The sequence below is a fragment of the Streptomyces sp. NRRL B-24085 genome (assembly GCF_001282115.1).
Classification (GTDB): domain Bacteria; phylum Actinomycetota; class Actinomycetes; order Streptomycetales; family Streptomycetaceae; genus Streptomyces.
Genome location: NZ_LJBR01000221.1, coordinates 1 through 11,946 on the forward strand (window position 1 = coordinate 1; position 11,946 = coordinate 11,946).

General features: G+C 72.9%; 13 protein-coding genes and 1 pseudogene. 10 read left to right on the forward strand and 4 right to left on the reverse strand.

Going from position 1 to position 11,946, the window contains the following annotated elements:
• Positions 1-125: pseudogene (locus AOJ26_RS42970) on the forward strand (SAM-dependent methyltransferase); the annotation flags it as partial.
• Between the two features lie 128 nt (positions 126-253).
• Here the strand turns inward: AOJ26_RS42970 and AOJ26_RS23570 are convergent.
• Positions 254-1,369, reverse strand: a complete 1,116-nt coding sequence (locus AOJ26_RS23570) for an acyltransferase family protein (RefSeq protein WP_053850342.1) — start codon at positions 1,367-1,369, stop codon at positions 254-256.
• A gap of 146 nt (positions 1,370-1,515) precedes the next feature.
• Here AOJ26_RS23570 and AOJ26_RS23575 point away from each other — a divergent pair, with 146 nt between their 5' ends.
• The 6 genes from AOJ26_RS23575 to AOJ26_RS23600 all read left to right on the forward strand — a co-directional run bounded on the left by AOJ26_RS23575 (position 1,516) and on the right by AOJ26_RS23600 (position 7,452).
• Entirely contained in the window at positions 1,516-2,349 is an 834-nt protein-coding gene (locus AOJ26_RS23575; protein ID WP_053850343.1) for a M55 family metallopeptidase, read from the forward strand.
• Complete coding sequence (locus AOJ26_RS23580; protein WP_053850344.1) at positions 2,342-3,646, forward strand: M20/M25/M40 family metallo-hydrolase; 1,305 nt, start codon at positions 2,342-2,344, stop codon at positions 3,644-3,646. Before AOJ26_RS23575 ends, AOJ26_RS23580 begins: the two co-directional genes overlap by 8 nt.
• 16 nt (positions 3,647-3,662) lie before the next feature.
• Complete coding sequence (locus AOJ26_RS23585) at positions 3,663-5,612, forward strand: LpqB family beta-propeller domain-containing protein (RefSeq protein ID WP_234358657.1); 1,950 nt, start codon at positions 3,663-3,665, stop codon at positions 5,610-5,612.
• Positions 5,609-6,532 (forward strand): S66 peptidase family protein, encoded by a 924-nt coding sequence (locus AOJ26_RS23590; protein WP_053850346.1) that lies wholly within the window; start codon positions 5,609-5,611, stop codon positions 6,530-6,532. The genes AOJ26_RS23585 and AOJ26_RS23590 overlap by 4 nt, the downstream gene beginning before the upstream one ends.
• A 94-nt stretch (positions 6,533-6,626) precedes the next feature.
• The gene (locus AOJ26_RS23595; RefSeq protein WP_053850347.1) at positions 6,627-6,869 is read left to right on the forward strand and encodes a LapA family protein; all 243 of its coding nucleotides are present in this window, start codon (positions 6,627-6,629) and stop codon (positions 6,867-6,869) included.
• Between the two features lie 19 nt (positions 6,870-6,888).
• Positions 6,889-7,452 carry a GNAT family N-acetyltransferase gene (locus AOJ26_RS23600; protein ID WP_053850348.1) on the forward strand — a complete coding sequence of 188 codons (564 nt, stop codon included), beginning with the start codon at positions 6,889-6,891 and terminating at the stop codon, positions 7,450-7,452.
• On the opposite strand, the gene AOJ26_RS23605 is transcribed toward AOJ26_RS23600, so the two are convergent.
• The gene (locus AOJ26_RS23605; protein WP_053850349.1) at positions 7,424-7,771 is read right to left on the reverse strand and encodes a DUF6204 family protein; all 348 of its coding nucleotides are present in this window, start codon (positions 7,769-7,771) and stop codon (positions 7,424-7,426) included. The genes AOJ26_RS23600 and AOJ26_RS23605 overlap by 29 nt on opposite strands.
• 59 nt (positions 7,772-7,830) lie before the next feature.
• On the opposite strand from AOJ26_RS23605, the gene AOJ26_RS23610 reads away from it, so the two are divergent.
• Positions 7,831-8,730 (forward strand): arginase family protein, encoded by a 900-nt coding sequence (locus AOJ26_RS23610; RefSeq protein WP_053850350.1) that lies wholly within the window; start codon positions 7,831-7,833, stop codon positions 8,728-8,730.
• A 101-nt stretch (positions 8,731-8,831) separates the two neighbouring features.
• On the opposite strand, the gene AOJ26_RS23615 is transcribed toward AOJ26_RS23610, so the two are convergent.
• Positions 8,832-9,182 (reverse strand): VOC family protein, encoded by a 351-nt coding sequence (locus AOJ26_RS23615; protein ID WP_053850351.1) that lies wholly within the window; start codon positions 9,180-9,182, stop codon positions 8,832-8,834.
• A gap of 125 nt (positions 9,183-9,307) precedes the next feature.
• Between AOJ26_RS23615 and AOJ26_RS23620 the strand changes: the two genes are divergently transcribed.
• Entirely contained in the window at positions 9,308-9,808 is a 501-nt protein-coding gene (locus AOJ26_RS23620) for a phage holin family protein (protein ID WP_053850352.1), read from the forward strand.
• Between the two features lie 33 nt (positions 9,809-9,841).
• Positions 9,842-10,849, forward strand: a complete 1,008-nt coding sequence (locus AOJ26_RS23625) for an SDR family oxidoreductase (RefSeq protein ID WP_053850353.1) — start codon at positions 9,842-9,844, stop codon at positions 10,847-10,849.
• Between the two features lie 68 nt (positions 10,850-10,917).
• Here AOJ26_RS23625 and AOJ26_RS23630 read toward each other — a convergent pair whose 3' ends face one another.
• Positions 10,918-11,877: an LLM class F420-dependent oxidoreductase gene (locus tag AOJ26_RS23630; RefSeq protein ID WP_053850354.1), complete on the reverse strand. Its 960-nt coding sequence runs from the start codon at positions 11,875-11,877 to the stop codon at positions 10,918-10,920.
• Positions 11,878-11,946 lie beyond the last annotated feature (69 nt).

Here is an 11,946-nt window from a genome sequence, read left to right on the forward strand (position 1 = left end):
TCGGGGCGGCCGGGCTGACCGTGGTGGCGAGCGGAGAACTGCCGCTCATCACCACCGAGTACCGGTCCGACGGCACCCGGATCGAGCTGCCCTCGAAGTGGTGGGTGGTGGGCCGCACCGCCTGACGGGCGGGGCGGGGTCGGTGGGATCGCCGGCTCCGCCGCGCCGGCGGACGGTAGCCGGCGGTCCGGGCGGTTCGGGCGGTTCGGGCGGTCACGGGGAGGGGCGGGCGTGCTTCTCCCTGAGCGCAGTCCTAGCGGCGCGCCCGGGTGGGCGTCGAGCCCGTGACCGGCGAGGTCTTCCGGAACGCCCACTCCATCCGGGGCTCCATCACGCAGCGGAAGACCCGCCGTACGGGCGCGGTGCACAGCACGGTCACCACCGCACCGGCGACCAGCGTCACGGCGATCGCGCCCAGCGGCGTGTGCGGCCAGCGGTGGCCGGCCCAGTCGAAGTGGTTGCCGGCCTGCACGACGAAACCGTGCAGCAGATAGCCGTACAGGGTGCCCGCGCCCAGGGCCGTGAACCACATGCGGCGCCCCGGCACCCAGGACAGGAAGCAGGCGACCAGGACGAGGGAGCAGCCGAAGAGGGCCAGGGTCATCAGCGGGCCGTACCAGGCGGGCACCCCGAAGTGCTCGGCGGCGTCGCGGTGGAAGAACCACGCGTAGTCCATGCGCGGCACCGCCCAGTACGAGAACACCAGCGCGCCCGCGAGGACCGGTACCGCGAGCAGCCGCACCCGCCATGTGTGCACCAGGGAGAAGTGCTCAGGACGCAGGCACAGACCGAGCACGAAGTACGGCAGGAACTGCAGGGTCCGCTGGAGGTCGAGGTCGTGGCCGATGGACGGGCTGAGCGTGGCGAGTGCGGCGACCGCGAGGGCGATCGGCAGCGGCCACCGCACGCAGCGCCAGATGGGCGTGGTCAGCCGCCAGATGAAGAGGGCGGCCAGGAACCAGGTCAGGTACAGCGGGTCGAGGAGGCTGACCGGGCGGTCCGGGACGCCGTCCGACCACCGGGTGAAAAGGGTGTACGCCGTCTCGAACACGACATAGGGGACGACGACTCCGGTGACCAGCCGCTTGATCTTCGCCGGGCTCGCGTCGAACGAGCGGGAGAAATAGCCCGAGATGATGATGAAGGCGGGCATGTGGAAGGCGTAGACGAGCGTGTACAGCGCGGTGACGGCACGGCTGTCGGAGCGCAGCGGCTCCCAGGCGTGGCCCATCGCGACGAGCACGATCGCCAGGTACTTGGCGTTGTCGAAGAACGCGTCGCGCTGCTTCGGTCGCCCGGCCGGGTTCCCCGGCGCGGCGGTCGCGGCCGTCCCTCGTGCCGTCCGTACGGGCTGTGCGGTGTCGCTCACGCTTCTCCCTGTCCGTCTCCTGTGGAACCCGCGAGGGAGAATACGCGTCTTCCAGGGGTTGCCTGTGCGGCGGGGGTGAGCCGCATTCGGTTCGCCTCACCCCTCGCGGGCGACGCAAACCTCCGCGGCGCGTAACGTGGCGGACCATGAAGATCCTGATCAGCGCCGACATGGAGGGCGCCACCGGCGTGACCTGGCCGGCCGACGTGCTGCCGGGCACAGCGCAGTGGGAGCGCTGCCGGTCGATGTTCACCTCGGACGTGAACGCCGCCGTGCTGGGCTTCTTCGACGGGGGAGCCGACGAGGTCCTCGTCAACGAGGCCCACTGGACCATGCGCAACCTGCTCCTGGAGCGGCTCGACGAGCGCGTCCAGATGCTCACGGGGCGGCACAAGTCGCTCTCCATGGTCGAGGGCGTCCAGCACGGCGACGTCGACGGCATCGCCTTCGTCGGCTACCACGCGGGCGCGGGCCAGGAGGGCGTCCTCGCCCACACCTACCTCGCCAACTCCATCACCGGGGTGTGGCTGAACGACGTGCCCGCCAGCGAGGGGTACCTCAACGCGCACGTGGTCGCGGAGTACGGCGTCCCCGTCGTCCTCGTCACCGGGGACGACGTGGCCTGCGAGGACGCCCTCGGGTACGCGCCCGGGGCGTTGAAGGTCGCCGTCAAGGACCATGTCTCGCGGTACGCGGCCGTGTGCCGTACCCCGGCCCGCACCGCCGCCGACATCCGGGCCGCGGCCAAGGAAGCCGCACAACTGGCGGTTCGTCAGGAACCCGCGCAGGCGGGCCCGTTCACGATCGCGGTCGAGTTCGACGCCGAGCATCTCGCCATGGCCGCCACCGTGGTGCCGGGCGTCGAGCGGACCGGGGCACGGAAGGTGGCGTACACGAGCGGGACCATGTACGCGGGAATCCGTACCTTCAAGGCGGTCACCACCATCGTCTCGGCCGCCGTGGAGGAGCAGTATGGCTGACCAGCAGGCACTGGACGAGGTCGTCCGGTTCACGTCCGACCTCATCCGCATCGACACCACCAACCGCGGGGGCGGCGACTGCCAGGAGCGTCCAGCCGCCGAGTACGCGGCCGAACAGCTGGCCGGGGCGGGCCTCGAGCCCCTGATGCTGGAGCGCACCAAGGGGCGCACCAACGTCGTCGCCCGGATCGAGGGCACCGACCCGTCGGCAAAGGCCCTGCTCGTCCACGGTCATCTGGACGTGGTGCCCGCCGAGGTCGCCGACTGGAGTGTGCACCCCTTCTCCGGGGAGGTCCGCGACGGCGTCGTGTGGGGGCGCGGCGCGGTCGACATGAAGAACATGGACGCGATGATCCTGGCCGTGGTGCGGTCCTGGGCCCGGCACGGCGTACGGCCTCGGCGGGACATGGTGATCGCGTTCACCGCGGACGAGGAGGCCAGCGCCGAGGACGGCTCCGGGTTCCTCGCCGACGAGCACCCGGAGCTCTTCGAGGGCTGCACCGAAGGGGTCAGCGAGTCCGGTGCGTTCACCTTCCACGACGGCGCCGGGCGGCAGATCTACCCGATCGCGGCGGGGGAGCGCGGCACCGGCTGGCTCAAGCTCACCGCGCACGGCCGCGCCGGACACGGCTCCAAGGTCAACAAGGAGAACGCGGTTACCCGGCTCGCCGCCGCCGTGACCCGCATCGGCGAGCACGAGTGGCCGCTCAGGCTCACCCCGACCGTCCGCGCGGCCCTCACCGAACTCGCCGCGCTCTACGGCATCGAGACCGATCTGAGCGACGTGGACGGGCTCCTGGAGAAGCTGGGCCCGGCGGCCAAGCTGGTCGAGGCGACCGTCCGCAACAGCGCCAACCCGACCATGCTGGAAGCCGGTTACAAGCTGAATGTGATCCCGGGGGAGGCCGTGGCCTACGTCGACGGCCGCTATCTGGCCGGCGGCGAGGACGAGTTCCGCGCGACCCTCGACCTGCTCACCGGCCCCGACGTGCACTGGGAGTACAGCCACCGGGAGGTCGCCCTCCAGGCGCCGGTTGACTCACCGACGTACGCCCGGATGCGGGCCGCGGTGGAGGAGTTCGCGCCCGAGGGGTCCGTGGTGCCGTACTGCATGTCCGGCGGCACGGACGCCAAGCAGTTCTCCCGCCTCGGCATCACCGGATACGGGTTCGCGCCCCTGAAGCTCCCCGAGGGCTTCGACTACCAGGCCCTGTTCCACGGGGTCGACGAGCGGGTCCCCGTCGAGGCACTGCACTTCGGCGTACGGGTACTCGACCGCTTCCTGAGGACGGCCTGAGCAAGTGGGGGAGAACGTGCAGACCTTGGCATACGGTTCCTGGCCCTCGCCCATCGACGCGGCGCTCGCCGCCGCGCACGACGGCCACCCCGAATGGCTGGGCTTCGTCGGCGACGAGGTGTGGTGGACCGAGCCCCGGCCCGCCGAGAGCGGCCGCCGCACCCTGGTGCGCAGGCGCGCCGACGGCCGGGAGGAGCCGGTGCTGCCCGCGCCGTGGAACGTGCGCAGCCGGGTCATCGAGTACGGCGGTCACCCCTGGGCGGGCGCGGTGGTGGCCGGCGCACCGCTCGTCGTGTTCGTGCACTTCGCCGACCAGCGGCTGTACCGGTACGAGCCCGGGAGCGAGCCGCGCCCCCTCACGCCCGTCTCCCCGGTCGGCGGCGGACTGCGCTGGGCGGAGCCGCAGTTGAGACCCGACCTGGGCGAGGTGTGGTGCGTCCTGGAGGAGTTCACCGGCGACGGGCCCACCGACGTCCGCCGGGTCCTGGCCGCCGTGCCGCTGGACGGCTCGGCCGTGCAGGACCGGGACGCGGTGCGTGAACTCACCGACGACCGCCACCGGTTCGTCACCGGGCCCCGTCTCTCCCCCGACGGCTCGCGCGCGGCCTGGCTCGCCTGGGACCACCCGCGCATGCCCTGGGACGGCACCGAACTGGTCGTCGCCGAGGTCCACGAGGGCACGCTGCGGGAACCCCGCACGGTGGCCGGCGGCCCGGAGGAGTCCATCGCCCAGGCCGACTGGTCGCCCGACGGCCGCCTTCTGTACGCGAGCGACCGCACCGGCTGGTGGAACCTCTACCGCGACGGGGAGCAACTCTGCCCGCGCGAGGAGGAGTTCGGCGGCGCCCTGTGGAAGCTCGGGCACCGTTGGTTCGCCCCGCTGGACAACGGACTGATCGCCGTCGTGCACGGCACCGGCTCGACCGCCCTCGCGATACTCGACCCCGAGACCGGTGAGCTCGTCGACGCGGCCGGCCCCTGGACCGAGTTCGCGCCCACCCTCGCGGTGCACGGCGAGCGGGTCGTCGCCGTGGGCGCCAGCCCGCGCACCGCCCACGAGGTCGTCGAACTGGACGCCCGTACGGGACGGGCCCGGGTGATCGGCGCCGAGCACGACGACCCGGTCGACCCCGCGTACTACCCCGAACCGCAGATCCGCGTCTTCACCGGGCCCGACGGCCGCGACATCCACGCCCACGTCTACCCGCCGCACCACCCCGGCTGCCGGGCCCCGGGCGACGAGCTGCCCCCGTACGTCGTCTGGGCGCACGGCGGGCCCACCGGCCACGCGCCCCTCGTCCTCGACCTCTCGATCGCCTACTTCACCTCGCGCGGCATCGGCGTCGCCGAGGTCAACTACGGCGGCTCGACCGGGTACGGCCGGGAGTACCGCAACCGGCTGCGCGAACAGTGGGGCGTGGTCGACGTCGAGGACTGCGCTGCCGTCGCGCTCGCCCTCGCCGACGAGGGCACCGCCGACCGCGACCGGGTCGCCGTCCGCGGCGGCAGCGCGGGCGGCTGGACCGCGGCCGCCTCGCTCACCACGACCGACGTCTACGCCTGCGGCACGATCGTCTACCCGATCCTCGACCTGACCGGCTGGGGCACCGGCGAGACCCACGACTTCGAGTCCCAGTACCTGGAGAGCCTGGTCGGACCGCTCGCCGAGGTCCCCGGACGGTACGCGGAACGCTCGCCCGTCGAGCACGCCGACCGGGTCACCGCGCCCTTCCTGCTGCTCCAGGGCCTGGACGACGTGATCTGCCCGCCCGCACAGTGCGAGCGGTTCCTCGCCCGGATCGCCGGCCGGCAGGTGCCGCACGCCTACCTCGCCTTCGAGGGGGAGGGGCACGGATTCCGCCGCGCGGACACGATGATCCGCGCCCTGGAGGCCGAACTCTCCCTGTACGCCCAGGTGTTCGGGCTGAACCCGCCCGGCGTCCCGACATTGGAGCTCACCAGGTGAAGGAACTCGTACGGCCGCCCAGGCTCGCGCCCGGAGCCCGCGTGGCCGTCGTCGCCCCCAGCGGACCGGTGCCGGAGGAACGCCTCCAGGCCGGCCTGGACGTCCTGCGCGGCTGGGACCTCGACCCGGTCGTGGCACCCCATGTCCTCGACCGGCACAGTGAGTTCACCTACCTGGCAGGCACGGACGCCGACCGGGCGGCCGACCTCCAGAACGCCTGGTGCGACCCCTCCGTGGACGCCGTGCTGTGCGCCCGCGGCGGATACGGCGTGCTGCGCATGGTGGACCTGCTCGACTGGGACGCGCTGCGCGCGGCCGGGCCGAAGGTGCTGGTCGGGTTCAGCGACGTCACCGCGCTGCACGAGGCGTTCGCCGCCCGGCTCGGCCTGGTCACCCTGCACGGCCCGATGGCCGCCGGTGTCGACTTCATCAAGAACGCCCGCGCCCAGGAGCACCTGCGGGCCACGCTGTTCGCGCCGGACACGGTCCGCACGATCGCCTCCGGCGGCACGGCCCTCGTCCCCGGCCGGGCCCGCGGTGTCACCCTGGGCGGCTGTCTGTGCCTGCTCGCCTCCGAACTGGGCTCCGCGCACGCCCGGCCCGGAGCACGCGGTGGACTGCTCTGCCTGGAGGACGTCGGCGAGGAGACGTACCGCCTCGACCGCTACCTCACCCAACTCCTGCGCGCCGGCTGGTTCGACGGGGTGCGCGGGGTGCTCCTCGGCTCGTGGGAGAGGTGCGAGCCGTACGAGAGGGTGCGGGCGCTGCTCCTCGACCGGCTCGGCGGCCTGGGCGTACCCGTCGTCGAGGAGTTCGGGTTCGGGCATTGCGAGGGGGCGCTGACGATCCCCTTCGGGGTGGCCGCGGAACTCGACGCCGACGCGGGCACGTTGACCCTCGACCAACCCGCGCTCCGCTGACGCGGGGCCGGCCGGGACGCCGGTGACCGGCGCCGGTCACCCGGTGGGGCGCCCTCGCCGTGCGGGACGCGGGCGGTGGGCCCACCCTGGGCGTATGAGCCCGAAGACCTCCGAGAGCGGCGGCACCACCAGGGACACCGGCGGGGCCGCGGCGCCCGCCCGTCTGGCCGTCCTGCTGCTCGCCGTCGTCGCCCTGATCTTCGTCTTCGAGAACACCCGGGCCACGAGGATCCGGCTGCTGGGGCCCGAGGTGACCATGCCCCTGTGGACGGCCCTGCTCGCCACCGGCCTGATCGGCGCGCTGTGCGGGGCGTATGTCATGAAACGCCGCGGCTAGGACGTCGTAGGCTGGCGGAATGCCGCACACCGCTTCCCGTTGGCTCGCCGAAGGCCCCCGCACCGGCATACGCCACTTCACCTACGAGGACGCCGCCGAGTTCACCGCCCGGGCGCGGGAGAGCAAGGAACTGCACCAGCCGTGGCTGTTCCCGCCGGACAGCGAGAGCGCCTACCTCGCGTACGCCGGCCGGCTCATCGAGGACCCGACCAAGGCCGGGTTCCTGGTCTGCGAGAAGGACGGCGAGCGCGGCGACGGGGCCATCGCCGGGTTCATCAACATCAACAACATCGTCCAGGGCGGCTTCCGGTGCGGGGCCCTCGGCTACGGCGCCTTCGCGCACGCCGCCGGGCGCGGACTGATGCGCGAGGGGCTGGAGCTCGTGATCGGCCACGCCTTCGGGCCGATGGGGCTGCACCGGCTGGAGATCAACGCGCAGCCCCGCAACACGGCCTCCCTCGCCCTCGCCCGCAGCTGCGGCTTCCGGCTCGAAGGGTTCTCCCCGAAGATGCTCCACATCGACGGGGAGTGGCGCGACCACGAGCGCTGGGCGCTCACCGCCGAGATGCGGTCTTCCGGTTGATCTTCATGGTGTCGAGGTCGGTGACCGTCGACTTCAGGGCCCCGAAGCCGTAGCCGAGCTCCCGCAGCGCCCGCTCCGCGCGGTCCTCGGCGATCGCGCCCGCCATCTCCTCGCCGTCCACCGCGTCCGACACCACCACGTACCGCATCGAGAAGTGCTTCAGCGGCGCCGGCTCGTACGTCAGCGAGCCCTCCTCGCAGAACCGCATGCTCGCCATGCCGTGCTCCGCGGCCTCGGCGAGCAGCCGGGTGCGGGCCTCCTCGGTGAGCCCGTCCCAGGTTCCGCGCACGATCACCCGGTAGGTGTGCTGCTCGCTCACTGTCGCTCCCTCGCGTATCTCCGTGGACGGCCGACTGTACGTCGGCGAGGATGATCCGCATGCGGAATATCGTCGTGCTGGACGCCCCCTCCAACCTCGGCCTGCGTCCGCCCGCCCCCGGGACGGTGCCCGGCTGCTACAAGCTCGCCGGCGCCCTGCGCGAGCAGCGGATCGTACAGCGGCTGCGCGCCCTGGAGGGCGGGGTGGTGGTGCCGCCGCGCTACGACCGCGGGGACTGGCAGGAGGGCGACGGGGTCTTCAACGCCGCCGCCGTCGCCGCGTACACCGTCAAGCTGGCCGACCGCGTCGAGCGCCATGTGCGCGCCGGGGACTTCCCCGTCGTCCTCGGCGGCGACTGCTCCATCCAGCTCGGCGCCTCGCTCGCCCTGCGCCGCATCGGACGGTACGGACTGGCCGCTGTGGACGCCTCGCCGGACTTCCGGCATCCCGGCAACTCCGACCGGATCGGCGCGGCCGGCGGCGAGGAGGTCGCACTGGCCACCGGGCGCGGCCAGGACGACCTGACGGACCTGGAGGGGCTCAGGCCCTATCTGCGGGACGAGGACGTGCGGTACTTCGGGATCAGGGACGCTTTCGAGGAGGAACGGGCCGAGCTCGCCGCCCTGAAGATCCCCGTCGTGACCGTCGGCGACATCCGGGAGTGGGGCGCGGACGCCCTCGCCCGGGCCACCGCCCAGGCCTTCGAGACCCCGGAGATCGACGGCTTCTGGGTGCACCTGGACGCCGACTGCCTCGACCCGTCCGTCATGCCCGCCGTCGACAGCCCCGACCCGGACGGCCTCCAGCCCGCCGAACTCGTGGCGCTGTTGCGGCCGTTGCTCGCCTCCCCGGCCTGCGCCGGCCTCAACGTCACCATCTACGACCCCGACCTGGACCCCGAGGGCACGGCGGGAGCCCTGCTCACCGACATCGTCGTGGACGCCTTTGCGCAATCCTGACCGGCAGCTCCCCTGGCCGACTCGGCGCGGAGCGGTTTCCATGGGGCTGCCGCCGCACTACGACTTCCGCATGCGGTCCGGGGCGCAGGGCGCCGGTCCGGCTAGGTGACGTTGCGGTCCACGTACTCGTACACCACGCCGTCCGGGTGCATCGCGATCAGGTTGCGGCCCACCGGCGTGGGCACCGGGCCCGCGACGATCCGGGCGCCCAGTTCGCTCAGGAGCCGGTGGGCCTCGTCGACGTCCTTCACCGCGATGGTCGCCGCGACCTTGCGCAGCACCTCCAGCTCGGCCTCGGGGCCGCTCATCAGCAGGAAGCAGCCCACCGCGGCCACCTGGACGCCGCCGCGCTCGAAACGGAGGGCCGTGGCGCCCGCCAGCCGTTCGTAGAAGACGACCGCGGCCTCCAGGTCGTCGACACAGACACGCAGCGTGGTTCCCAGAATGTCCATGCGGACGAGCCTAGTTGCGGCGGGCGGGACACGGAGATCGTTTCACGCGATCCTCCCGACCCGGCCGCCCGCAGCGCACACCGGGCCCGGCGTTACGCGCACGCCGGCACGGGTACCCGGCGGCCATGGAGCGCTTGGATCACCTGGAGCATCTGGACAGGCATCTCGTCGACGAGCTGGCGCAGGTGGCGCGCGAGACCGTACGCGAGGAGCTGCGCGAGCAGACGCGCAAGCAGCGCCGTACGGCCATGCTGTACGCCGCGTCCGGCGCCGTCGCGCTGTACGCGGGAGCGGCCCTGGCACTCGCCGTGGGCCTCGCCCTCGCCCTCGGGCTGCCCGACTGGGCCGCCGCACTGATCACCGCCGTGGTCCTGGCGGCCGTGGCGTACGCACTGCGCGGGGCGGCCAAACCGTCCGCGTCCCGGCCGACGGCCGCGCGGGACGCCGAGGCGGCGGCCGTGCCGGACCGGGCCGCAGGGGGAGCGGCGCCAGTCGCCGCGCCGCCGAGCGGGCTCGGGACGTCGGTCCCGCCCATGCCGCCGGTCGCCCCCGAGACGCCCGCGAAGCCGGGCGCCGCGCCGCGACAGGACGACATCGACCCCGAGCAGCCGCACCACCGGGCGTGACGCCTGGTGCGCGGCGCATGGAAGGAAACACGCGTGAAGCACGGCAAGGTCGTCGTGGTGACCGGGGCCAGCGGCGGCGTGGGACGGGCCACCGCCCGTGCCTTCGCCGAGCGCGGGGCCCGGGTCGCCCTGCTGGCCCGGGGCCGCGAGGGTCTCGCGGCCGCCGCCGACGAGGTGCAGCGGGCCGGCGGTGAGGCGCTCGTCGTGAGCGTCGACATGGCCGACCCCAAGGCCGTCGACGACGCCGCCCAGCAGGTCGTGGACGCCTACGGACACATCGACGTCTGGGTCAACAACGCCTTCACCGGGGTCTTCGCACCCTTCACGCAGATCACCCCGGACGAGTTCCGGCGGGTGACCGAAGTGACGTACCTGGGCTATGTGTTCGGCACCCGGGCCGCCCTGCACCACATGCTGCCGCGGGACCGCGGCACGATCGTGCAGGTGGGGTCCGCGCTCGCCTACCGGGGCATCCCCCTGCAATCCGCGTACTGCGGGGCCAAGCACGCCATCCAGGGCTTCAACGAGTCCCTGCGGTGCGAGCTGCTCCACTCGGGCAGCGGAGTCCGTACCACGATGGTGCAGCTCCCGGGCGTCAACACCCCGCAGTTCGACTGGGTGTTGAACCGGATGCCGGGGAAGGCCCGGCCGGTGGCGCCGGTGTACCAGCCGGAGGTCGCCGCCCGCGCGGTCGTGCACGCGGCCTCCCACGCGCGGCGGCGGGAGTACTGGGTGGGCGGGTCCACTGTGGCCACGCTCATCGCCAACGCGGTCGTACCGGGGGTGCTGGACCGCTACCTGGCCCGCACCAACTTCGAGGCCCAGCAGGAGGAGGGCGAGCACGAGGGCCCCGGGAACCTGTGGGCCCCCGCGGACGGGCCCCACGGCCGGGACTTCGGGGCGCACGGCCGGTTCGACGACGAGGCCGTGTCCTCCAGCCCGCAGGACTGGCTGTCCCGGAACCGGAGCCGCCTGCTCATGGCCGCGGCGGCCGGCGGGATGGGCGCCGCGGTGACCGCCGGTCTGCGGCGCCGGGGCTGAAGGCGACGGCGGGCGGGGGAGCACCGGGGCACGGGGATCCGGGCCCCGGTGCTCCCCCGCCCCGTCCGTCATCCCTGCTGGAGCTGGGGCAGCACCTTCGTCCGGTAGAAGTCGAAGAAGCCGCGCTGGTCGGGGCCGATCTGGTTGACGTAGACCCGGTCGAAGCCCGCGTCGGCGAAGGCGCTCAGTGCGGAGACGTGCTCGTCGACGTCGTCCCCGCACACCGCCTTCTCGCTGACCATCTCGTCGGTGACCAGCGGTCCCAGCTGCTCGAAGTGGCGCGGCGAGGGCAGGATCTGGGCCATCTCGCCGGGCAGGAACTGGTTGAACCACAGCTTGCGGACCGTGCGCACGCACTCGTCGCGGTCGAGGCCGTAGCAGACCTTCGTGCCGCCGATGACCGGCTTCCCGGCCCCGCCGCCCTTGCGGAACTGCTCCACCATCGACTCGTCGGGCGTCATCGTGATGAAGCCGTCGCCGACCCGGGACGCGAGCGCGGTGGCCGCCGGGCCGAAGCCGGAGATGTCGATGGGGACCGGCTCGTCGGGGATCGTGTACAGGCGGGCGTTCTCCACCGTGTAGTGCGTGCCGTGGTGGTTGACCTCCTCGCCCGTGAAGAGGCGCCGCATCACCTGGATCGCCTCCTCCAGCATCTCCAGGCGGATGTGCGCGGGCGGCCAGACATGGCCGAGCACGTGCTCGTTGAGGGCCTCGCCGGAGCCGACGCCGAGGCGGAAGCGGCCGTTCGTCATCACGGCCGAGGTCGCCGCGGCCTGCGCCACCACCGCCGGGTGGATCCGCACGGTCGGGCAGGTCACGGCCGTCTCGATCGGCAGGGACACCGCCTCCGAGAGCGCGCCGATCACCGACCACACGAAGGGGCTCTGGCCCTGCGCGTCGTTCCACGGGTGGTAGTGATCGGAGATCCACAGCGAGCTGAAGCCCGCCTGCTCGGCCATCCGCGCCTGCTCGACGAGGTCCGCGGGACCGAACTCCTCGCACGACAGGAAATAGCCGTATTCGGGCATGGGGGGTACCTCCGGCGGTTCCGTGATCAGAGGGGCCCCGTCCGAGTACCCGGCGGCCCGTGCGGAAAC

Bases quoted from the DNA above. Each gene is read 5' to 3' on its own strand.
- AOJ26_RS23620 (WP_053850352.1), top strand. From the start codon at position 9,308: ATGGAGCGCTTGGATCACCTGGAGCATCTGGACAGGCATCTCGTCGAC.
- AOJ26_RS23600 (WP_053850348.1), top strand. From the start codon at position 6,889: ATGCCGCACACCGCTTCCCGTTGGCTCGCCGAAGGCCCCCGCACCGGC.
- AOJ26_RS23610 (WP_053850350.1), top strand. From the start codon at position 7,831: ATGCGGAATATCGTCGTGCTGGACGCCCCCTCCAACCTCGGCCTGCGT.
- AOJ26_RS23615 (WP_053850351.1), bottom strand. From the start codon at position 9,182: ATGGACATTCTGGGAACCACGCTGCGTGTCTGTGTCGACGACCTGGAG.
- AOJ26_RS23595 (WP_053850347.1), top strand. From the start codon at position 6,627: ATGAGCCCGAAGACCTCCGAGAGCGGCGGCACCACCAGGGACACCGGC.
- AOJ26_RS23630 (WP_053850354.1), bottom strand. From the start codon at position 11,877: ATGCCCGAATACGGCTATTTCCTGTCGTGCGAGGAGTTCGGTCCCGCG.
- AOJ26_RS23575 (WP_053850343.1), top strand. From the start codon at position 1,516: ATGAAGATCCTGATCAGCGCCGACATGGAGGGCGCCACCGGCGTGACC.
- AOJ26_RS23580 (WP_053850344.1), top strand. From the start codon at position 2,342: ATGGCTGACCAGCAGGCACTGGACGAGGTCGTCCGGTTCACGTCCGAC.